At 69.3% G+C, this 21831-nt stretch carries 21 protein-coding genes and 2 pseudogenes; 15 read left to right on the top strand and 8 right to left on the bottom strand.

The annotated features are described in order from the left end of the window. The 9 genes from eccCb to eccE form a co-directional block, all read left to right on the top strand. Positions 1–3109, top strand: a 3109-nt coding sequence (gene eccCb, locus A5697_RS18410; RefSeq protein ID WP_068011622.1) for a type VII secretion protein EccCb, incomplete at its 5' end; no start/stop codon positions are given. After that, positions 3106–3414: a PE family protein gene (locus A5697_RS18405; protein WP_067946345.1), complete on the top strand. Its 309-nt coding sequence runs from the start codon at positions 3106–3108 to the stop codon at positions 3412–3414. The genes eccCb and A5697_RS18405, both read left to right, overlap by 4 nt. A gap of 2 nt (positions 3415–3416) precedes the next feature. After that, positions 3417–4901, top strand: a complete 1485-nt coding sequence (locus A5697_RS18400; protein ID WP_067946347.1) for a PPE family protein — start codon at positions 3417–3419, stop codon at positions 4899–4901. A 63-nt stretch (positions 4902–4964) separates the two neighbouring features. Next, positions 4965–5258: a type VII secretion system protein EsxG gene (gene esxG, locus A5697_RS18395; RefSeq protein ID WP_067278108.1), complete on the top strand. Its 294-nt coding sequence runs from the start codon at positions 4965–4967 to the stop codon at positions 5256–5258. Positions 5259–5296: 38 nt separating this feature from the next. Further along, positions 5297–5587, top strand: a complete 291-nt coding sequence (locus A5697_RS18390; RefSeq protein WP_067946349.1) for a WXG100 family type VII secretion target — start codon at positions 5297–5299, stop codon at positions 5585–5587. Between the two features lie 10 nt (positions 5588–5597). Further along, the gene (locus A5697_RS18385) at positions 5598–6467 is read left to right on the top strand and encodes an ESX secretion-associated protein EspG (RefSeq protein ID WP_067946351.1); all 870 of its coding nucleotides are present in this window, start codon (positions 5598–5600) and stop codon (positions 6465–6467) included. Positions 6468–6503: 36 nt separating this feature from the next. Then, positions 6504–7967 carry a type VII secretion integral membrane protein EccD gene (gene eccD / locus A5697_RS18380; RefSeq protein ID WP_156673357.1) on the top strand — a complete coding sequence of 488 codons (1464 nt, stop codon included), beginning with the start codon at positions 6504–6506 and terminating at the stop codon, positions 7965–7967. Next, positions 7964–9358, top strand: coding sequence for a type VII secretion-associated serine protease mycosin (gene mycP / locus A5697_RS18375; protein ID WP_068011620.1), 1395 nt, complete (start codon positions 7964–7966; stop codon positions 9356–9358). Before eccD ends, mycP begins: the two co-directional genes overlap by 4 nt. Further along, on the top strand, positions 9355–10335 hold the full coding sequence (gene eccE, locus A5697_RS18370) for a type VII secretion protein EccE (RefSeq protein WP_068011619.1): 981 nt from the start codon (positions 9355–9357) through the stop codon (positions 10333–10335). Before mycP ends, eccE begins: the two co-directional genes overlap by 4 nt. Here the strand turns inward: eccE and A5697_RS18365 are convergent. Further along, positions 10325–11533 carry an alpha/beta hydrolase gene (locus A5697_RS18365; protein WP_068011618.1) on the bottom strand — a complete coding sequence of 403 codons (1209 nt, stop codon included), beginning with the start codon at positions 11531–11533 and terminating at the stop codon, positions 10325–10327. The genes eccE and A5697_RS18365 overlap by 11 nt on opposite strands. Positions 11534–11656: 123 nt before the next feature. Between A5697_RS18365 and A5697_RS18360 the strand changes: the two genes are divergently transcribed. Then, positions 11657–12442 (top strand): trans-aconitate 2-methyltransferase, encoded by a 786-nt coding sequence (locus A5697_RS18360; RefSeq protein ID WP_067946360.1) that lies wholly within the window; start codon positions 11657–11659, stop codon positions 12440–12442. Here A5697_RS18360 and A5697_RS18355 read toward each other — a convergent pair. Further along, positions 12439–13842, bottom strand: a complete 1404-nt coding sequence (locus A5697_RS18355) for a sulfatase (protein ID WP_068011617.1) — start codon at positions 13840–13842, stop codon at positions 12439–12441. The genes A5697_RS18360 and A5697_RS18355 overlap by 4 nt on opposite strands. Before the next feature lie 37 nt (positions 13843–13879). Beyond that, a complete protein-coding gene (gene bluB, locus A5697_RS18350) occupies positions 13880–14554 on the bottom strand; it encodes a 5,6-dimethylbenzimidazole synthase (RefSeq protein ID WP_068011616.1) in 675 nt (224 codons plus the stop codon). Between the two features lie 73 nt (positions 14555–14627). Here bluB and A5697_RS18345 point away from each other — a divergent pair, with 73 nt between their 5' ends. Beyond that, positions 14628–14912, top strand: coding sequence for a hypothetical protein (locus A5697_RS18345; protein WP_068011615.1), 285 nt, complete (start codon positions 14628–14630; stop codon positions 14910–14912). Here the strand turns inward: A5697_RS18345 and A5697_RS18340 are convergent. After that, positions 14896–15378 (bottom strand): hypothetical protein, encoded by a 483-nt coding sequence (locus A5697_RS18340; protein ID WP_067943912.1) that lies wholly within the window; start codon positions 15376–15378, stop codon positions 14896–14898. The two genes, A5697_RS18345 and A5697_RS18340, sit on opposite strands and share 17 nt — an antisense overlap. 82 nt (positions 15379–15460) lie before the next feature. On the opposite strand from A5697_RS18340, the gene A5697_RS18335 reads away from it, so the two are divergent. Both A5697_RS18335 and A5697_RS18330 read left to right on the top strand, forming a co-directional pair. Continuing rightward, positions 15461–16138, top strand: a complete 678-nt coding sequence (locus tag A5697_RS18335) for a phosphatase PAP2 family protein (RefSeq protein ID WP_068011614.1) — start codon at positions 15461–15463, stop codon at positions 16136–16138. A gap of 59 nt (positions 16139–16197) precedes the next feature. Then, complete coding sequence (locus A5697_RS18330; protein WP_068011613.1) at positions 16198–16854, top strand: L,D-transpeptidase; 657 nt, start codon at positions 16198–16200, stop codon at positions 16852–16854. A 7-nt stretch (positions 16855–16861) separates the two neighbouring features. Here A5697_RS18330 and A5697_RS18325 read toward each other — a convergent pair whose 3' ends face one another. Then, complete coding sequence (locus A5697_RS18325; RefSeq protein WP_197501061.1) at positions 16862–17341, bottom strand: nuclear transport factor 2 family protein; 480 nt, start codon at positions 17339–17341, stop codon at positions 16862–16864. A gap of 107 nt (positions 17342–17448) precedes the next feature. Further along, on the bottom strand, positions 17449–18090 hold the full coding sequence (locus A5697_RS18320) for a TetR/AcrR family transcriptional regulator (protein ID WP_067944110.1): 642 nt from the start codon (positions 18088–18090) through the stop codon (positions 17449–17451). Positions 18091–18128: 38 nt separating this feature from the next. Here A5697_RS18320 and A5697_RS18315 point away from each other — a divergent pair, with 38 nt between their 5' ends. Both A5697_RS18315 and A5697_RS18310 read left to right on the top strand, forming a co-directional pair. Beyond that, positions 18129–19352, top strand: a complete 1224-nt coding sequence (locus tag A5697_RS18315) for a hypothetical protein (RefSeq protein WP_067944108.1) — start codon at positions 18129–18131, stop codon at positions 19350–19352. 157 nt (positions 19353–19509) lie between these two features. Next, complete coding sequence (locus tag A5697_RS18310) at positions 19510–20973, top strand: Hsp70 family protein (RefSeq protein ID WP_369806126.1); 1464 nt, start codon at positions 19510–19512, stop codon at positions 20971–20973. Here A5697_RS18310 and A5697_RS28460 read toward each other — a convergent pair. Then, a pseudogene (locus tag A5697_RS28460) lies at positions 20922–21326 on the bottom strand (hypothetical protein); the annotation flags it as partial. The gene A5697_RS18310 and the pseudogene A5697_RS28460 sit on opposite strands and share 52 nt — an antisense overlap. A 144-nt stretch (positions 21327–21470) precedes the next feature. Continuing rightward, positions 21471–21831 (bottom strand): annotated as a pseudogene (locus A5697_RS28455) (hypothetical protein); the annotation flags it as partial.

Raw genomic sequence — 21831 nt, 5'->3', positions numbered from 1 at the left:
TCCCGACGAGCTCGTCTTGCTGCTGGGCCCCGCGTTCGTCGACCGCCCGGCGTTCACCGGCGCGCCCGCCGACGCGCTGCGGCACCTGCTCATCGTGGTGGACGACCCCGACTTCGACCTGAACACCTCGACGTTGGCGCTGGGCCGCGCGGGCGTCACCGTCGTGCACCGCTGTACGAAACCACCGCACCGCGAGCAGTACTCGGATCCGGAGAAGCCGATCCTGCGCGTCGGCGACGGCGCGATCGAACGCTGGCAGACCGGCGGCTGGCAGCCCTACATCGACGACGCCGACCGGCTCGGCGCCGACGAAGCCGCCCACCTGGCGCGCCTATTGTCGCGCTGGGACTCCAACCCGACGCACACCGGGCTGCGCTCGGCGGCCACCCGTGGTGCCACCTTCACCACGCTGCTGGGCATCCCGGACGCCTCGCGGCTGGACGTGCCCACACTCTGGGCGCCGCGCCGCCGCGAGGACGAGTTGCGGGTACCCATCGGCGTCACCGCGACGGGCGAGCCGCTGTTCTTCGACCTGAAGGACGAAGCCGAGGGCGGGATGGGCCCGCACGGCCTGATGATCGGCATGACGGGCTCCGGAAAGTCCCAGACCCTGATGTCAATCCTGTTGTCGCTGTTGACAACCCATTCGGCCGACCGGCTGATCGTGATCTACGCCGACTTCAAGGGCGAAGCCGGCGCCGACAGTTTCCGCCACTTCCCGCAGGTCGTCGCGGTGATCTCCAACATGGCCGAGAAGAAGTCACTGGCCGACCGGTTCGCCGACACGTTGCGCGGGGAGGTGGCCCGCCGTGAAACGCTGCTGCGCGAGGCCGGCCGCCGCGTGCAGGGCAGCGCGTTCAACTCGGTGGTGGAATACGAGAACGCCATCGCCGCGGGTCATGACCTTCCTCCGATCCCGACGCTGTTCGTGGTCGCCGACGAGTTCACCCTGATGCTGGCCGATCACCCGGAATACGCGGAGTTGTTCGATTACGTGGCGCGCAAGGGCCGCTCGTTTCGCATCCACATCCTGTTCGCGTCACAGACGCTGGACGTCGGCAAGATCAAGGACATCGACAAGAACACCTCCTACCGCATCGGGTTGAAGGTGGCCAGTCCCAGCGTTTCCCGCCAGATCATCGGCGTGGAGGACGCGTACCACATCGAGTCGGGCAAGGAGCACAAGGGCGTGGGCTTCCTGGTGCCCGCCCCGGGCGCGACCCCGATCAAGTTCCGCAGCACCTACGTCGATGGCATCTACGATCCGCCGCAAAAGACCAAAGCCTATGTGGTGCACGCGACCCCGGAGCCCAAGCTGTTCACGGCCGGGCGCGTCGAGCCGGACCAGGACACGGTGATCTCGGCGGCCGACGACGAGGAATTCACCGGACCGCCGCGCAAGCTGATCGCCACCATCGGAGACCAGTTGGCGCGCTACGGCCCGCGGGCGCCGCAGCTGTGGCTGCCGCCGCTTGACGAGCCGATCCCGCTGACCGAGGTGCTGGCGCGCGCCGGGGTGCCACAGCGCCAGTGGCAGTGGCCGCTCGGCGAGATCGACAAGCCCTTCGAGATGCGCCGCGACCCGCTGATGTTCGACGCCACCTCGTCGGCCGCGAACGTGGTGATTCACGGCGGCCCGAAGTCCGGGAAATCGACTGCGCTGCAGACGTTCATCCTGTCGGCTGCCAGCCTGCACTCGCCACGCGACGTCACGTTCTACTGCCTGGACTACGGCGGCGGCAAGCTGCGGGCGCTCGAAGACCTGGCGCACGTCGGCAGCGTCGCGTCGGCGCTGGAACCCGAGCGCATCCGGCGCACCTTCGGCGAGCTGGAGCAGCTGCTGCTGTCCCGGCAGCGGCGCGAGGTGTTCCGCGACCGGCACGGCGCCGCGCCCGACGACGGGTACGGCGAGGTGTTCCTGGTCATCGACAACCTGTACGCGTTCGGCCGGGACAACACCGACCAGTTCAACACCCGTAACCCGTTGCTGGCCAAGGTGAGCGAGCTGGTGAACGTCGGGCTCGCCTACGGCATCCACGTCGTCATCACCACCCCGAGCTGGCTCGAGGTGCCGCTGGCGATGCGCGACGGCCTCGGGCTGCGCCTCGAGCTCAAGCTGCACGATCCGCGGGACAGCAACGTCCGGCTTGTCGGCGCGCTGCGGCGCCCCGCGGAATCGGTGCCGCACGACCAGCCGGGCCGCGGCTTGACGATGGCCGCCGAGCACTTCCTGTTCGCCGCGCCGGAGCTGGACCAGATTGCCGCGCTCAACGCCCGCCACCCGGGCGTGGCCGCGCCGCCAGTGCGCCTGTTGCCGACCAACCTCGCGCCCGAGACGGTCGGTGCGCTCTACCGCGGCCCGGAACAGGTTGTCATCGGCCAGCGCGAGGACGATCTCGCACCGGTCGTCGTCAACTTCGCCGACGAGCCGCTGCTGATGGTGTTCGGCGACAGCAAGTCCGGCAAGACCACGTTGCTGCGCCACATCATTCGCACCATCCGCGAAAACTCCACGCCCGACCAGGTGGCCTTCACGGTGCTCGACCGGCGACTGCACCTGGTCGACGAGCCGTTGTTCCCCGACAACGAGTACACCGCCAACGTCGACCGCATCACCCCGGCCATGCTCGGGCTGGCCAACATCATCGAGTCGCGTCGTCCCCCGGCGGGATTGTCGCCAGGTGAGCTGGCCCGCTGGACCTACACGGGCCACACCCACTACCTGATCATCGACGACGTCGACCAGGTACCGGACGTGCCGGCGATGAGCGGCCCGTACGTCGGGCAGCGGCCATGGACACCGCTGATCGGAATCCTCTCGCAGGCGGCCGATTTGGGGCTGCGAGTGATCGTCACGGCACGGGCCACCGGGTCCGGGCACGCTCTGATGACCAACTCGCTGCTGCGCCGCTTCAACGACCTGCAGGCGACCACGCTGATGCTGGCGGGCAATCCGCAGGACAGCGGCAAAATCCGGGGTCAGCGATTCGGCCGGTTGCCGGCCGGGCGGGCGATTCTGTTGGGCGACAGCGACAGTCCGACGTACGTGCAGTTGGTCAACCCGCTGGTGGGTGAGGCCGCGATGTTTGGTGAAAGGGGAGAGTCATGACGTTGCGAGTGGTTCCCGAGGGCCTGGCCGCGACCAGTGCAGCGGTGGAGGCGCTGACGGCGCGCCTTGCGGCCGCCCATGCGGCGGCCGCTCCGGCCATCACCGCGGTGGTGCCGCCGGCGGTGGATCCGGTGTCGTTGCAGACCGCCCTTGGCTTCAGCGCGCAGGGCCAGGAGCACGCTGCCGTCGCCGCCCAGGGCGTGGAAGAGCTCGGCCGTGCCGGCGTGGGCGTCGGCGAAGCCGGCGCCAGCTATCTCGCCGGGGACGCCGCGGCCGCCGCGACGTACGGGTTCGCGGGCGCCTGACGATGACTGTCCCCGTTGCGCCCCTCTGGATGGCCTCGCCACCCGAGGTGCATTCGGCGCTGCTGAGCGCGGGTCCCGGACCGGGGCCGCTGTTGGCGGCCGCCGGCGCGTGGACCGCGCTGAGCACCGAATATGCAACGGCGGCAGCCGAACTCACGGGCGTTCTCGGGGAGACCCAGGCGGGGGCGTGGGAGGGCCCCAGTGCCGCGCAGTACGCGGCGGCGCATGCGCCGTATCTGGCGTGGCTGCAGCAGGCGAGCGCCGACAGCGCGGGCGTGGCCGCGCAACACGAGATCGCGGCGGCCGCGTACACAGCCGCACTGACGGCGATGCCGACACTGGGGGAGCTGGCCGCCAACCACACCGTTCACGGGGTGTTGGTGGCGACGAACTTCTTTGGCATCAACACGATTCCCATCGCGCTCAACGAGGCCGACTATGCGCGGATGTGGGTCCAGGCCGCCACCGTGATGAGCGCTTATCAGGCCACCTCGGGGGCGGCGCTCGCCGCCGCGCCGCGCAGCGCCCCGGCGCCGTCCGTCGTGCGTCCGGGCGGTGAGGCCAACAGTCTCGCGGCCAACGCCTCGCAGAACACACCCGGGGATTGGTGGCAGCAGCTGTCGAAGTTCCTGCAGGACTTCTTCGGAAACATTCAGCAGATGCTGCAGAACTTCTTCTCGAACCTGCCGGCGTTCCTGGCGGCCAACGGTCCATTGCTGTTCTTCGTGGCCTACCAGGTGTTCTTCAACGCCGTCGGTTGGCCGACCTGGGGTGCGATCCTGACCGCGCCCTTCCTCATCCCGCTGCTGCTCGGCATCGGCCTGGGTTCGCTGCTCTCCGCCCCCGCCGAGATCGCGCCGGTCGCGGCCGGGGCCGCCGCGACACCGCTCGTGACGTCGACCCGGCCGGCGTCGTCGCTGCCGGCGGTTGCGCTGGCCCCGACGGTGGCGAGTCCCGCTGGGGCACCGGCCAGTTCGGCCGCCGCGGGCTCCGGTACGGCTCCCGCCCCCGCCGCAGCGTCGGCGCCGAGCACTCTCGCTTACCTGGTCGCCTACGGAGGTGACCCGGACCCGGGCATCGGCCCGACGGTGGGTGGGCGCGGTGGGGCCAAGGCGCCGGCGGCGACCATCCCGGCGGCCGGCGCGGCGGCGGCCAGCCGCGCCGAGACGCGTGCGCGGCGGCGCCGGCGCGCCGCGATGCGCGACCACAGCGACGAATACCTGGATATGGACTCCGACATCGGCATCGCACCGGACTACGGCGACGACGAGCGACTGGCCGCGGCGGTGGCGTCCGGTGCGGGGGCCGGAACACTGGGCTTCGCTGGAACCGCACGTAAGGAGAACACCTTCCACGCGGCCGGGTTGACCAAGCTCACCGATCGCGAATTCGGCGGCGGTCCAAGGATGCCGATGATGCCCCGCACCTGGGACCACGACGCGGACCAAGACCCGGCGCATCCGACCGAGCCGAGAGAAGGGGGCTAGCGCAGTCAGCATCATGCCCGTCAGTCAGCGAAACCCCTTGGGAACGAACAGAAAGGAATCACCATGAGTATGTTGGACGCTCATATCCCGCAGTTGGTGGCCGCGCAATCGGCATTCAGCGCCAAGGCGGCCCTGATGCGCAGCACCATCAGCCAGGCCGAGCAGGAGGCGATGTCGGCGCAGGCGTTCCACCAGGGCGAGTCCTCGGCCGCGTTCCAGGCCGCGCACGCCCGGTTCGTCGAGGCCGCCGCCCGGGTCAACACCCTGCTGGACATCGCACAGGCCAACCTCGGCGACGCCGCCGGCACCTACGTGGCCGCCGACGCCGCCGCCGCGTCCGGCTACAACGCCTTCTGATCCGGCTTCAGCAGCCAACAACCGCGAAAGGACTTGTCATGTCCCAGATCATGTACAACTACCCGGCGATGCTGAGCCACGCCGCCGACATGTCCGGCTACGCCGGCACGCTGCAGGGGCTCGGTTCGGACATCGCCAGCGAGCAGGCCACGCTGTCCAACGCCTGGCAGGGCGACACCGGTATGACCTACCAGGCTTGGCAGGCTCAGTGGAACCAAGCCATGGAAAGCCTGGTGCGCGCCTACCAGTCGATGGCCAGCACCCACGAGGCCAACACCACGTCGATGCTCGCCCGGGACCAGGCCGAAGCCGCCAAATGGGGCGGCTAGTTCTCGTCAGATGAGCGCTGAGCCCAACGCCGTCGAGCTGACGGTCGATCACGCGTGGTTCATAGCGGAAACCATTGGGGCGGGCAGCTTCCCGTGGGTGCTCGCGATCACCTCGCCCTATAGCGATGCCGCGCAACGCCAGGCGTTCCTCGAGCGTCAGAAGGCCGAGCTGACCCAGTTGGGTCTGGTATCGGAGGGTGGAGTCGTCCACCCGGCGGTGGCCGACTGGATCAGAGTGGTGTGCTTTCCGGAGAGATGGCTCGACCTGCGCTTCGTGGGTCCCGCCAAGGACGCCGGCACCGGAGAGCTGCTGCGCGGCATCGTGGCGCAGCGCTCGGCCACGACTTCCCGGACGATCGTGGCGCTGCGCAGCGCGCAACTGATCACGTTCACCGCCATGGACATCGACGATCCGCGCGCGTTGGTTCCCGTTCTCGGCGTCGGGCTCGCTCAGCAACCGCCGGCCCGATTCGACGAGTTCAGCATGCCGACGCGGGTCGGCGCGCGGGCCGACGAGCGGCTGCGCTCGGGCGCCTCCCTCGCCGAAGTCGTTGACTACCTCGGCATCCCGCAGTCGGCGCGGAAGGTGGTGGAGTCGGTGTTCAACGGTCCGCGCAGCTACGTCGAAATCGTCGCGGGCTGCCACCGCGACGGGCGGCACGCCACCACCGAGGTGGGGATGAGCATCGTCGATGCGGCCGCGGGTCGGGTGCTGGTCAGTCCGTCCCGCGCATTCGACGGCGAATGGGTGTCGACCTTCGCCCCCGGCACACCCTTCGCGATCGCCGTCGCGCTCGAACAGCTGACCGCGCTACTGCCGGAGTCCGATTGGTTCTCCGGTCACCGGTTGGCCAGAGATTTCACTACACAACACGCATAACCCCTCAATAGAGAAGAGAGCAACGATGTTTCAGGTATGGCCCCAGCGTGTTTCGAGGGTCCGGTGACGTCCGGCGCCGTGATGCCGATCGTCCGCGTGGCAATCCTCGCGGACAGCCGGCTGACGGAAATGGCGTTGCCCGCCGAGCTGCCGCTGCGGGAAATCCTGCCCGCCGTCCAACGTCTGGTGATTCCCGCGACATCGAACGGTGACTCCGACGACACCGCCCGAGGGACGGCCGACCTCGGCGCGGCGATCCAACTGAGTCTCGCCCCGATCGGCGGCGCGCCGTTCAGCCTCGACGCCAGCCTCGACACCGTCGGGGTAGTGGACGGTGACCTGCTGGCGCTGCAGCCCTTGCCCGCCGGGCAGGCGGCTCCCGGCATCGTCGAGGACATCGCCGACGCTGCCATGATCTTCTCGACTTCGCGGCTGAAGCCCTGGGGCGCAACGCATATCCAGCGCGGCGCGCTGGCCGCGGTGATCGCCGTCGCATTCCTGGCGACCGGGCTCTCGGTCACCTATCGCGTCGCCACCGGCGCGCTGGCCGGGCTGGTCGCGGTCAGCGCGGTCGCGGCGGTGACCGCGATCGTCGGCTTGCTGGTCGCGGCGCGCTCGCCGCGCACCGGGTCCGCGTGCGCGATCGCCGCGCTGGTGCCGATCGGCGCCGCGCTGGCATTGGCGGTGCCCGGACGGTTCGGGCCGGCGCACATCATGCTCGCCGCGGCCGGCGTCACCGCATGGTCGCTGATCGCCCTGATGGTGCCCGGCGCGGAGCGGGAGCGCATCGTCGGATTCTTCACCGCGACCGCGGTGGTGGGAGCGGGGGTGCTGCTGGCCGCCGGCGCGGAGGTGCTCTGGCAGCTGCGGCCGCTCGCCATCGGCTGCGGGCTGATCGTCGCGGCGCTGCTGGTCACCGTCGAGGCGGCTCAGCTCTCGGCGCTGTGGGCGCGCTTCCCGCTGCCGGTCATCCCGGCGCCCGGCGACCCGACCCCCTCGGCCCCCTCGTTGCGGGTGCTCGAGGACCTGCCGCGGCGGGTGCGGATCAGCGATGCCCATCAGAACGGATTCATCGCTGCCGCAGTGCTGCTCAGTGCCCTGGGCTCGGTGGCGATCGCGCTGCGCCCCGAGGCGTTGAGCGGCGTGGGCTGGTACATCGTGGGCGCCACGGCGGCAACATCCGTGCTACGCGCCAGGGTGTGGGATTCGGCCGCGTGCAAGGCGTGGCTGCTCGCGCAGCCCTACCTGGCGGGCGGCGTCCTGCTCGTGATCTACACCGCGACCGAACGTTTCGCCGCCGCGCTGGGTGCGGCGCTGGTGCTCGTCGTGCTCGCCGTGGTGTGGATAGTGGTGGCCCTCAACCCGCGCATCGCCGAGCCGGAAAGCTATTCGCTTCCGGTGCGCCGGCTGGTGGGCTTCGTTGCGGCCGGGCTCGATGCGTCACTCATCCCCGTCATGGCCTACCTGGTCGGCATCTTCACCTGGATACTCAATCGATGATCCGGTCCGGATCGGCCTGTCTCGCAGCGGCTTTGGTGGCCGTGCTGTGGACGTGTCCGTCGGCGTTGGCCATCGATCAGCCGAAGGTCGATCCGGGCGTCCCGCCGCCGAGCGGGGCCCCCGGCCCCGTGCAGCCGATGGAGCAGCGCGGCCCGTGCAGCGTCTCCGGGGTCATCCCCGGCAGCGATCCCGCGGCCGTCACGCCCAGCCAGGCGACGCTGAATCTGTCGGGGGCATGGCAATTCTCGCGGGGTGACGGCCAGCTGGTGGCGGTGCTCGACACCGGTGTACGGCCGGGTCCGCGGCTGCCCAACGTCGATCCGGGCGGTGACTTCGTCGAGACGACCGACGGCCTGACCGACTGCGACGGCCACGGCACCCTGGTGGCCGGACTCATCGCCGGGCAGCCCGGCGAAGACGGCTTTGCCGGCGTGGCGCCCGCGGCGCGCGTGGTGTCGATCAGGACGACGTCGGCCAAGTACTCACCCCGCACCCCCGGCGGTGACCCGCTGCTGGCGCGGGCGGCGTCGGACGTCGCCACGCTGGGCCGCGCGATCGTGCACGCCGCCGACCTCGGCGCCCGGGTGATCGACATCTCCACGCTCACTTGCCTGCCCGCCGACCGGCCCGTCGACCAGGCCGCTCTCGGCGCGGCCATTCGCTATGCCGCGGTGGAGAAGGATGCGGTGATCGTGGCCGCCGCCGGCAACACCGGACCGACCGGATCCGTCGCCGGCGGCACGTCCTGTGAGTCCAACCCGCTCACCGACCTGAGTCACCCGGACGATCCACGCAACTGGGCCGGTGTCACCTCGATCTCCATCCCGTCCGTGTGGCAGCCGTACGTGCTGTCCGTGGCCTCCCTGACACCGGACGGCCAGCCGTCGAAGTTCACCATGGCCGGGCCGTGGGTGGGCATCTCGGCGCCGGGCGAACGGATCGTGTCGGTCAGCAACGCCGACGGTGGCGGCCTGGCCAACGGGCTGCCCGACGAGCACCAGCAGCAGGTGGCCCTGAGCGGCACCAGCTACGCGGCCGGTTACGTGGCCGGCGTCGCAGCGCTGGTCCGCAGCAAGTACCCCGCGCTCAACGCCACCCAGGTCGTGCACCGCATCACCGCGACCGCCCACAACGGCGCCCGGGCGCCGTCCAACGTTGTCGGCACCGGCAGTGTGGACCCGGTGGCGGCCTTGACCTGGCAGCTGCCCGCGGGCAATCCGCCGCCCGCGGCCCCGGTCAAGCCGGTCGCCGTCCCGCCGGCACCCGCGCCCAAGGACACCACCCCGCGGATTGTCGCGATGGTTGGAACCGCCGCGCTGGCTGTGCTTGTCGCAGTCGCGGGCGCGGTCGCCGCCACCGCCACCCGCCGACGAAAGGACCCCACCCCGTGAGCCTGCAGCGCTGGACGCCCACCCCCGGACCCGGCCGAATCACGTTGGCGTTGCTGGCCGTCGTGCCGGCGGTGATGGCCTACCCCTGGCGGTCGCCGCGCGATTACTGGCTGCTCGGGATCGCCGCGGCCGTGGTGCTCGTGCTGTTCGGCGCCTGGCGCGGTTTGTATTTCACCACGCTGCTGCGCCGCCGGCTGGCGATCATGGGACGCGGCGACACGAGCGCACCCGAATCCGCTTCTGCCACCGCGACAACCGCGCTGCTGCGGGTCGGGGCGCCGGGCGGCGACGCGGCCGATGCGCTGCCGCTGCCCTTGATCGCCAGCTACCTGGACCGTTACGGCATCCGCGCGGACAAGATCCGAATCACCAGTCGCGACAACGCATCCGATGCGTCCAGGCACGAGACGTGGATCGGCATCACGATATCGGCCATCGACAACCTGGCCGCGCTGCGCGCCCGCTCCGCGCGCATCCCGTTGCACGAGACCGCGCAGGTGGCGGCGCGCCGGCTGGCCGACCACCTGCGGGAGCTCGGGTGGGAAGTCAACAGCGTCGCATCCGACGACGTCCCGCGGTTGCTCACCTCCAACCCGCGGGAGAGATGGTCCGCGGTGCAGCGCGGAACGTCGGATTACCTTGCCGCATACCGGGTTCAGGTGGGCCGGGAGTTGGCCGAGACGCTGGAGTCGATCCGCGCGTATCCGGCGCGGGAGACGTGCATGGCGCTGGAGATCGCCGGCGACGGCACCCACAACACCGTTGCGGCCGCGTGTGCTTTCCTGACCGACACGCCACCGGAGCGGACCGTGCCGCTGGCCGGGCTGATCCCGCAGCGCGGCAATCACCGGCCGGCGCTCGAGGCGCTGGATCTGTTGTCCACACGGCGGCTCGACGGGCACACCGATGCCCCGGCGGCCCTGCTGACGGAGCTGGACTGGCCGACCCTGGCGGCCGAGGAGACGGTTAGAACATGACGGTCTGCAGGAACGCGGTCATCCGGCGCAGATAGTCCAGCTGGCTCACGTGCAGCACATGGCTGCCCGGAAACCAGTGCAGCGCACAGTGATCCCAATGCTCCCACAGCTTGACGGCATGATCCGGCGGTGCCATCCGATCGCCGAGCCCGGTGATGATCATCCGCCGGTCCTTGTCCAGCAACGGCCGATAGGTCAGCGGGCAATGGTAGGACAGCCCGTCCCACAACTGGTCGCGGCTGATGTGCGACAACCGCAGCCCCAGCCGCACGAGCCTGTTGGCCGGAAACCATTCGTCGAACAGGGTTGCCGGGGTGACGACGGGACAGTTCGGGATGACGGCCTCGAGCCGGTCGTCGACCGAGGCCACCAGCGCCGAGGTGTACCCACCCAGCGATATGCCGGTCAGCGCGATCCGGTCGACCCCGGTACCGCGCAGGTAATCGATGATGGACCGGAAGTCGTGCACCGCCTGGGCCATGGCCTCCGCGAAGCCGCTGAGCCCGCCCGCGAAATAGCCGAAACCGCTGAACGGCGAGAGCCTTTCGGCGCGCTTGCCGTGAAACGGGAGGGTGTACATCAGGACGTCGTAACCGGACCGGTAATACCACGGCAGCGCAAAGAACCGCCCGTTGGCCAGATACGACGACCCCATGAAGCCGTGGATGACACACAGCGTGGGACGCGGCCCGTCGGCGTGGCGCCAGTGCTGTGCGCGCACGGTGTTGTTGGACCGCCACGCAGCCCATTGCTCGCGCATCGCGGGGTTGATGGCCGTGAAACTGCTTTCGAACGCGATGTTTTCCACCGTGCCGCCGGCGACCCACTCGGTCAGCGGGCTGGCCGTCCGTGACCTGACCCGCGGCGGTTTCGTCGGCGCGGGAAACGACTTCACCGGGTCTCGCTGCGCGCCCAGCTCGGCGTAGAAGCTCAGGTTCGCGCGCTCGGCGCCGGCATCGGTGTGCCGCAGGGAAGCGGCGAGCACGGCCGGGGCCACCGTCGCGGTCAGCAGTGACGACACCCAGGTGCGCAGGGCGAGGTCGCCGATGGCGGAGCCCTCGACTACCATGCGCTGGCGGGGGGACAACGCGGAATTCGGGGGCAATCCGCCGACGTCGACGGGTACGTCAGCGCCCTTGAATGCACCGGGAATGTCCGGAACGGGAATGGGCGGATCAAGCGAAGTATCGGGCGCCACGAAAGCCGATGCTAACCGGCGGGCGCCGCTCCCGGGGCCAGTTGGGCGGCGCCGGGGCGCCATGCGGTAATACGGTTGGTCTGTCTGCCGACTAGCGACGGCGCGTTGATCAGGAGGATCGACATGTGGGATCCAGATGTCTACCTGGCCTTTGCGGACCATCGCAGCCGGCCCTTCTACGACCTGCTGTCCCGGGTCGGGGCCGAGCGGGCCCGGCGGGTCGTCGATCTCGGTTGCGGGCCCGGCCACCTGACCAAGTACCTGTCGCGGCGCTGGCCGGAAGCGGTGATCGAGGCGATGGACACCTCGCCGGAGATGGTCGCCGCGGCAAGGGAACGCGGCATCGACGCGGTCGTCGGCGACTTACGGGACTGGAAGCCCAAGCCCGATACCGACGTGGTGGTCAGCAACGCCGCCCTGCATTGGGTGCCCGAGCATGCCGACCTGCTGGTCCGCTGGGTGCACGAGCTGCCCGCCGGTTCGTGGATCGCCGTCCAGATCCCGGGCAACTTCGAGACGCCGTCACACGCCACGGTGCGGACACTGGCCCGGCGTGAGCCCTATGCAAAGGTGATGCGGGACATACCGTTCCGCGTCGGTGCCGTGGTGCAGCCGCCGATTCAATACGCCAATCTGCTGCTCGACGCAGGATGCAAGGTCGACGTCTGGGAGACCACCTACCTGCACCAGTTGTCCGGTGACAATCCGGTGCTGGAATGGATCACCGGGACGGCGCTGGTTCCGGTGCGCGAGCGGCTGAGCGCCGAAGACTGGGAGCGATTCCGCGAGGAACTCATCCCGCTGCTCGACGACGCCTACCCGCCCCGGAGCGACGGCACGACGATCTTCCCGTTCCGGCGGGTGTTCATCGTCGCCGAGGTCGGCGGCTCGCGGCGCTCCGCCGGCTAGCCGCTCGCTTCCTTCTCGATGCCGCGTTCGGCGGCGATCGCCGACCGGGAGGTCGGCTTCATCCGGTGAATCTTGAGGTACGTCTCGGTGTAGCGCGCGGAGATGCGGGTGCCGGCGAACTCCGAAGGGATGACGTCACCGGTGCGCTGGCGCCAATCATGAAGTCGGACAGCCAAATCCGCGGCGACCTCGTCCGCATCCCCGTCGTCACCGGCGAGCAGGTTGGTGGTCTCGGTGGGGTCGGTGCGCAGATCGTAGAGTTCGCGCTGCGGGCGCGGCCCGGTGACCAAGGGTGCCACGGCCATCCCGGACGGGCTCTCCTCGATGTCCAACGGCAGGTCGAGCAGCGGCCGGGGCGCGTAGTTCTCGATGTAGCTGTACTCCTTGGTGCGAATCGCGCGGATCGGATCGAAGGAGTCGTGATAAGTCTTCGTCGTGTACACGTGGTCTCGGACCGGCACGGCATGCGGGTTCGGCTCGACGAGGGCGCGCGCGTGCGACACCCCGTCGACATCGTCGGGAACGTCGAGACCCAGCAGGCCCAGCAGCGTCGGCAGCAGGTCCACGCCGGAAAACAGTTCGTCGTAGACGACAGGGGCGAGTGCCCGCCTGGCGGGGGGCCGGATGATCATGCCGATGCCGGTTCCCGCGTCGTAAAGCGTGGATTTCGCGCGCGGGAACGCCGGACCGTGATCGGTGAAGAACACCACCCAGGTGGTGGCGTCCATCCCGGTTTCGGCCAGCGTGTCCAGCAGCCGGCCGACGGCGGCGTCGGCCGTCGCGATGGCCCCGTAGAAGCTGGCCAGGTCGCCGCGCACGTCGGGGGTGTCGGGTAGGTAGTCGGGCGGGTCGACCTGCGCGGTGTCCGCCGGCTCGTAGCGGTCCCGCGGATAGGGCCGGTGCGTCTCGAAGAAGCCGGCGGTCAACAGGAACGGTTGGCCCCCGAGATCCTCGTCGCCGTCACGCAGCCATTCGGCCGCCTTGTCCACCACGTACTCGCAGTACGAGTTCGACACGTCGAACTCGTCGAAGCCCAGCCGCTGCGGGTACGACGTCTCGTGCTGCATGCCGAAAAGCGCCGAGTACCAACCCGCATCGCTCAATATCTCCGGCAGGGTGCGCACGCCGCTGCGGTACTCCCAGCCGTGGTGCGCCAGCCCGATCAGGCCATTGGTCTGCGGATAGCGGCCGGTGAACAGCGATCCGCGCGACGGGGAGCACAGCGGCGCCGTGGCGTGCGCCCGGGTGAACAGGATGCCCTCGGCGGCAAGGCGGTCCAGCCGGGGGCTGGAGACGTCCGGGTGGCCGTAGACGCCCAGATAGCGCCCCAGGTCGTGCCAGTGCACGATCAGCACGTTGTCTTGTCGGTCGGCTGCTTCGCCCGGCGCCAATTGCGTCACCTCTCCAATTTGCCCGCGACCGGCGACGATACCGCAGCTACTCGGGGGGAACCTGGGCGCGCCGACTCCAGCGGTTCTCGCAGACGAACTCCGAGAGCGGGCGGGCGACCGCCCAGCCGTCCAGCTCCAGCGCCGGCCGGTCGGGGAATCCGGGCACCGGTCCCAGGCACAGAATGGCCACCGGCTCCGCCCCGGCGGGCATCTCCAGCAGGGCCGCCAACCGCTGCGGATCGAACAGCGAAACCCAGCCCATGCCAAGGCCTTCGGAGCGCGCCGCCAGCCACAGATTCTGGATCGCGCACGACACCGACGCGAGGTCCATCTGCGGTAGCGTCCGCCGGCCGAACACGTGCCGCTCCCGGTCGTCGACCAGCGCCACCACCAGAAGCTCGGCGCATTCCAGGATGCCTTCGACCTTCAGCGCCAAAAACTCCTCGCCCCGCTCGCCCAGGGCCGCGGCGGTGCGCGGGCGCTCTTCGTCGACGAGGGCGTGGATGCGGCGCCGCAGCCCGTCATCGGTGATCCGGATGAAACGCCACGGCTGCATCAGGCCGACGCTGGGCGCCGCGTGGGCCGCCTGCAGCAGGCGCGCGAGCACATCTTCGGCCACCACGCCGGGTGAGAACCGGCGCATATCCCGCCGTTCGGAGATCACCCGATAGACGGCCCGTCGCTCCTGCGGGCTGAAGCCCTCCTCGCTCACGGGAGTCATCGTAGGAAATCCGCGTTAGCGTGAACGGTGTCCGCGGCACGGACCCGGCGAACACCCGAGAAAGGAGTGTTCAGTGAAGCCCTTCGACCTACTCGACCAGCTGCCCACCGACCGCGCCGCCGGCGGCGTGTACGGCGAGCCCTATCAGACACCGGACGGCGCCACGGTGATCCCCGTCGTCAAACCGTGCGGCGTCTTCGTCGTCCGCAACGGCGAGGCGTCCTGGACGCCCGCGGTGGACGGGAGTCGAATCGCGCTGATCGGAGTGCTGACCGGCCTGCTGGCGGCGGTGATCGGCAGTCTGGCGGTGCTGCGGCAGCCGCCCTGGCCGCGGATGACCGTCACGGACTATAGGTAACGCCGACCGCGCGAAAGACGTAGTCGGGCGGCATGTCGAAGGTGAGCGATCGCCGCGGCAGGCCGCTGAGCACATCGGCCGGAATGGCGACCTTGTAGTGCAGCGACAGTTCGCCGCTGAACTTCGGGTCCACCCGCGCGACGTCGACATCGACCTGCAAACCGGTCGACGATATCTCGACCTGCGCCGCACCGTTGTGCGGCGCGTCCCAGCGGACGTCGACGGTCGGGCCGGCCAGCCTGGGCAGCATGGACAACGTGGCGAGCACCCGCTCGGAGCTGAACACCAGCGAACCCGTGTAGCTGGCGACGCTGTGCGGCAATCGCACGCCGGGGATGGCGCCCCGGAATCGCCGGGTCACCGGGACGTAGTCGGCGAGGTGGATAAGGCCCTCCGCCTCGACCTGCGCGTACACGTCGTCGGGTAGCTTGCCGATGCCGAGCAACCTACGGACAAACACGGCCATGACGCCAGTATGGACCGGCGCCGGGAACCGTGTGGTCAGGGCGCCCGCGCCGGCGCGCGGCGCAACTGGTATCGGTGGGGTCATGACCCGATCGCGGCTCATGCCGGCCGCCTGCATCGCCCTGACCGCCGTGGCGGTGTACGCGCTCATGTGGGTGGGTTACTCCCAGCACTGGCACTGGCAGCAGCGCATGGACTGGTCACTGCTGAACGCCGCGCGGGACAGCGCGGTCAAACACCCGTTCTGGGTGCGGTTCTGGGCCGACGTTTCCTTCGCGCTGGGCCCGGTACCGCTGCGGGTGCTGGGCACGGTGGCGGCGGTGGCCGCCCTGGTAATGCGCCGGCTGCGGGCGGCGCTGCTGCTGTTGGCGTGTGCGCCCCTGAGCGGGCTCGTCACGCTGGCGGCCAAGGCGCTGGTGGACCGGCCGCGGCCGTCGACCATGCTGGTGGCCGCGGCCGAGACATCGTTTCCGTCCGGGCACGCCCTGGAGGCGACGGCGGCGTTGCTCGCGGCGCTGTCCCTTGGGTTGCCGACGATGAACCGTGCGGTGCGCCGCGGTGCGGTCGCGCTGGTCGCGCTGAGCGCGCTGGGGGTGGGGATTTCGCGGGTGGCGTTGAACGTGCACTACCCGTCCGACGTATTGGCGGGCTGGTCGCTCGGCTACTTGTATTTCCTGCTGTGTTTCACGGTAATTCGGCCGGCGAGCCCGGCTTCCTCCCGAAAGCCGTGCGACGCGGGGGATTTGGTCACGGCCCGGTGACCTAACCGGGTCTAAAGCTTTACTTGACCTCGCGCTGTGGGGGTCTGACGATAAAGGTCATGCGCCGACTGCTCGCTTCGCTATCCGCTTTGGCGTGCGCGATTTTCGGCTCGCTCGCGCTGGCGCCGATCAGTTCCGCGGCGGGCGCCCCCTGGTTCGCGAACGCCGTCGGCAATGCCACGCAGGTGGTTTCGGTGATGAGCACCGGCGGGTCGAACGCAACGATGGACATCTACCAGCGCTCCGCCGCCGGGTGGCAGGCGCTGCGGACCGGCATTCCCACGCATGTCGGTTCGGCGGGCATGGCTCCCGAGGCCAAGAGCGGGGTGCCGGCCACGCCGATGGGCGTGTACACCCTGGACTCCGCCTTCGGCACCGCGCCGAATCCCGGTACCGGACTGCCGTATACCCAGGTGGGCCCCAATCACTGGTGGAGCGGCGACGACCACAGCCCCACCTTCAACTCCATGCAGGTGTGTCAGAAGGCCCAGTGCCCGTTCAACACCGCCGAAAGCGAGAATCTGCAAATCCCGCAGTACAAGCACGCTGTCGTGATGGGAGTCAACAAGAACAAGACCCCGGGCGGTGGCGCGGCGTTCTTCTTCCACACCACCGATGGGAAACCCACCGAGGGATGCGTCGCCGTCGACGACGCTCAGCTGGTGTCGATCATGAAATGGCTGCGTCCCGGCGCGGTGATCGCAATCACCAAGTAGCGTCCGGTCAGGCCTCGGTGGCCAGCGCGCGGCCGGGCTTGACGTGAAAGTTCATGCCCTCCAACGACATTGTGGCATCGTAGGTCCTGTCGTAGCCGGTGCCGCAGATCTTCCAGCCGGCGTCGGTGCGCCGGTAGGTGTCACGGTAGAACGCCGCCCCGATCAGCATGAAGTTCAAGTCGGCGACGATCACGCGGTCCTGCAGATACCAACTGCCCGTTGCGGAATCGCCGTCCACGGTGATGTCCGGGTGGGTCACCCGGTGCTCGGTGATGACGTTGGCGGGCAGCGACGTACGCATGTACTCGACCAGGTCGTCGCGGTTGGTGAAGTGCAACTCGTTGCCGATCGACGGCCCGTAATCGGCCTTGATGTCCTCGGCCAGCGTGTCGGCGAAGTCGTCCCAGTGCTTGGTGTCCAGCGCGCGCAGGTACCGGTACTTGACCTGCTTGATGGCTTCGATGTCGGCGAGATCGTGAGGGGTCATCAGGTGATTGCAGCACACGGCGGTGAGCCGCCTGCGCTCGCATCGAGGAGCCGGCACCGCCGAGACTTGAACGACGGTCGCGTTGTGCGGCGTGTCTGGTGGGTGGTTCAGGTGTCGCGGTGGCCCGGACCGTCGGAGAGGTAGCGGGTGACCATGTCGATCAGGGCACGCCGTTCCAGGCTCCAGTCGATGGCGGTCCCGGTGACCATCTGCGCCAGCACAACGCCCCGCAGCGTGGCCCAGATGACTTCGGCCGCACCGGCGTTCGCTGGATCGTCGGTGATCAGTCGCCCGAGCTGCCCGATGGCCGCGTTCATCTCCAGCAGGTGGCGCCGGGGGGACTCGCCCGGCCCGCCGCGGGTCGCGCGCAGGATTTCGAACGCCGCCATCGACGTCGGGCTGCTGTAGCAGCTCCACGCGGTGTCGACGACCACCTCGATGCGCGTCCGGAGCGGCAACTCGCTGACATCGGCCGCTGACAGGCTCTCGATCAGCCGGTCCACCCCGTCGTCCACGACGGCCATCAACAGGCCGTTGCGATCGCCGAAGTGATACTGGATGACGCCCCACGTCACGCCCGCGCGTTCGGCGACGTGCTTGGCGGTCGCGGCGGCGAAGCCCTCCTCCATGATGCAGCGGACGGTCTCGTCGATGATCTTCGCGCGCGTGTCGTCGCCGCGCTTGCGCGGCGCCGTGGTGCGCCGGGTGGGACCAACCGAACCCCCGGCCTGACCTGCAGCAATCGACATTGTTGACTTTATAACATAGCCAAGTCTATTTTTGGCCCGTGAGCCGATCCCGTTATGCGCGGTTGACGCGCGAACAGCTGGCCGTCCTGGTTCCCGAACTGCTCCTGATCGGGCAACTGATCGACCGCTCGGGCATGGCCTGGTGCATCAGTGCGTTCGGGCGCGACGAGATGGTGCAGATCGCCATCGAGGAGTGGGCGGGCGCCAGCCCCATCTACACCCGGCGCATGCAGCGGGCGCTCAACTTCACCGGCGACGACGTGCCGACCATCTTCAAGGGGTTGCAGCTCGACATCGGCGCGCCACCGCAATTCATGGACTTCCGCTACACCGTGCACGACCGCTGGCACGGCGAATTCCAGCTTGACCACTGCGGCGCGCTGCTCGACGTGGAGCCGATGGGTGAGAAGTACGTCTTCGGCATGTGCCACACCATCGAGGACCCGACCTTCGACGCCACCGCGGTGGCGACCAACGCCCGCGCCCAGGTGCGCCCCATCCACCGGCCGCCGCGGACACCGAAGGACCGCCACCCGCACTGCGCGTGGACCGTCATCATCGACGAGTCCTATCCCGAGGCGCAGAGCATTCCCGCCCTGGACATCGTGCGCCAAACCCGGGCCGCCACATGGGAACTCGATCCGATCGACCGCTCCGACGAGGGCAAGGCGGACTACTCCGGGCCGTTGCTGTCCGACTTCGACTTCGCCGGCTTCTCGCATTCGGCGCTGGTGCGGATGGCCGACGAGGTGTGTCTGCAGATGCACCTGCTCTACCTGTCGTTCGCCATCGCGGTGACCGCGCGCGCCACCGACGACGCCCAGGCCGTGTCGGTGTGCACGCAAGGCCTGACCGGAATAGCGGGCGTGGCCGCCGAGCGCATTCACCGCGCGCTGGGGCTCCCGGGCGGCATCGAAGGCGTGCTGCAGGTGCTCGACCTGCACCCCCTGCTGAACCCCGCGGGCTATGTCTGCGCGGATACGGCCGACCGGCTCGTGGTGCACCGCTCGCCGGCCCACGACGACGGCGCGTGGATTGCGCTGTGCTCACCGGAATCGGTGCAACCGCTGCAGGCGATCGCCACCGCCGTCGACCCGCACATCGAGGTCCGGGTCAGCGGCACCAACACCGACTGGACCGCCGAACTGGTCGAAACCGATACGGCGGCGGCCGAACTGCCCGAGGTGTCGGTAACAAAGGTGAGCGGCGGAGCGACATTCCAGTTTGAGCCGAGACGGTCGCTGCCGCTGACCGTGGTGTAAGCAACCGCGTCAATTTGTCAAGGGGTCAGCGGTACCACTTCGGTGACGAGGTGGCATCGACCGAATACCGATGATGTTGCAAGCCATCGGTTTTGGGCGTGTCCACGGCTATGGTTAACGCTGGCCACCGACCCCTATAGACGAAAGTTTTCGCTCTATGTACGACCCACTTGGGTTGTCGATCGGGACCACGAACCTGGTCGCTGCGCGCAACGAAAGTCCACCGGTTACCCGGCGTTCGGTGCTGACGCTTTACCCGCACTGCGCGCCCGAAGTGGGTGTTCCCGGGGAGAATTCGTACCTCGCCGAGCCCGGCGTGATGATGAAGGGCTTCGTCGAGCGCATCGGTGACTCGGTGGCGCTGGTGTCCGCCGACGGGTCCGCGCACGACCCGGAGCTGCTGACGGTGGAGGCCCTGGACGCGATGGTGCGCGCCGCCGGCGCGGACGCCTCGTGCTCGGAGATCTCCATTGCCGTGCCCGCGTACTGGAAACCCGTTACGGTGCAGGCGTTGCGCGACGGTCTGCGCACGCATCTGGGATTCGTCCGCAGCGGCATGGCGCCCCGGCTCGTCTCGGACGCGATCGCGTCGTTGACCGCCGTGAAGTCCGAGCTCGGCCTGCCCGACGAAGGTGTGGTGGGGCTGCTGGACTTCGGTGGCGGCGGTACGTCGGCCACGCTGGTGAATGTCGCGGGCGATTTCGAACTCATCACCGCGACAATGCGTTACGCGGCTCTGTCCGGCAACGAAATCGACCAGGAGTTGCTGCTGCGGGTCTTCGAGGAGCTGGGCCGCGGCAGCGGTATCGACCCGGGCAGCACGGCTGCCGTCGGGCAACTCGGCGAGCTGAGGGAACAATGCCGGCTGGCCAAGGAGCGGCTGTCCACCGACGTGGTCACCGAAATCGCCGCCCAGCTCGGTGAACGCAGCTGCAGCTTCACGCTGAAGCGCGACGATCTCGAAGACCTGATGGCGGATCGGCTGACCGGCTTCATCTACGCCTTCGACGACATGCTGGTGCGCTACCGCAAGAATTGGGCGGACCTGTGCGCGGTGGTGACCGTCGGTGGAGGCGCACACATTCCGCTTGTCGCCGAACGGCTTTCGGTGCACGGGCGCATTCCCGTCCTGACGCCGTCGCAACCCGCACTCGCGGCGGCCTGCGGCGCGCTGGTGCTGGCGTCGCGCGGTGACGAGCTGAGCCTGCGCACGCGGACGTCGATCGGCGTGCTCGCGGCCGCCAACGCCGCCGGCGATGTCGTCGACCTCGGGGCCGGCGACGTGCTGGTGATCGACGACGAGGCGCTGACCGATCGCGAATTGGCGTGGTCGCAGACGGAATACCCCGGCGACGTGCGGGTGCGGTTCGGCGGCGAAACCTACGACGAAGACGGCCCGTCCGGCTGGTCGATGCGCCTGAACGTGATCGACCCGCCCCCGGACCGGCCCTGGCGCCGCCTTCGGCTGTCGCAGCTGATCATCGGGATGTCCGCCCTGGTCGCCATGACGGCGATCGGTGGCGTGGCCTACACGCTGACCGGCATCGAGAACCGCCAGGCCCCGCCCGCGGCCAGCGTCGCGGTCTCGGGCTCCACGAACAGCATCGCGATGTGTGCGTAGTCCAGGGCGGACCCGACCGTCTGGGCCAGCGCGGCCGCGGCCAGCAGCGGCGACACCAGCATGACGTTGCCCATGCCGTGGCGGCCCATCGCATCCCGCAGGGCGCCGACCCCTGCGGGATCCGTCCACGTCACTCCGGTCGACACCAAGTGGTAGCCGCCCGCGAGCGCACCTTCCCGGGTGCCGTCGATCGCCGCAAGCACTTGGTCGACCGCCCCGGCGGTCACCGAGCCTGCGCCGCCGGCAACCTCGAACTCGTCCTGTTCGACGGTCACACCGTCGGCGTTCTGGCCCTCGATGACCACCAGGCGGACCGTCTCGGGAGCCATCGAGACCCCCAGCACGATGTCCACGTCACGCCTCCACAGTCCGCTGATTTGCTCCGGGGTCCATGAGGACACCGCCGGATAGACCCCGCCCGACCGGGTGACACCAAACCTACCCGCGCGGGGACGGACGCGCTCATGGAGCGCGCTCAGCAGGGACGACGGGCGCGGCTAGTAGCCCGGGCTCAGGAACGGATTCTGGGAGTTCCCCGGGTACTGCGGGTACTGCTGCGGATACTGCGGATATGGCGTGTATTGCGGCGCCTGCGTCTGGGGAGCCTGCGTCTGCGGCACCTGGATCGGAATCGGCACCGGCAGCAGCGGAACGTGGATCCATTCGGTGGTCATGGGCACCGTGGTCGTGGTGGTCGTGGTGGTCGACGGCGGGGGCGGCGCTTCGCTCGTGGTCGACGGCGGCGGGGGCGTCGTCATGGCTGTCGTGGTGGGCGCCTGAGTCGACGGCGCGGCGCTGTCCGGTCGCGAATTGGCGTGGTCGCAGACGGAATACCCCGGCGACGTGCGGGTGCGGTTC

The sequence above is a fragment of the Mycobacterium sp. E3251 genome, from assembly GCF_001666835.1.
Taxonomy (GTDB): domain Bacteria; phylum Actinomycetota; class Actinomycetes; order Mycobacteriales; family Mycobacteriaceae; genus Mycobacterium.
This window is presented reverse-complemented; position numbering and strand designations above follow the sequence as displayed.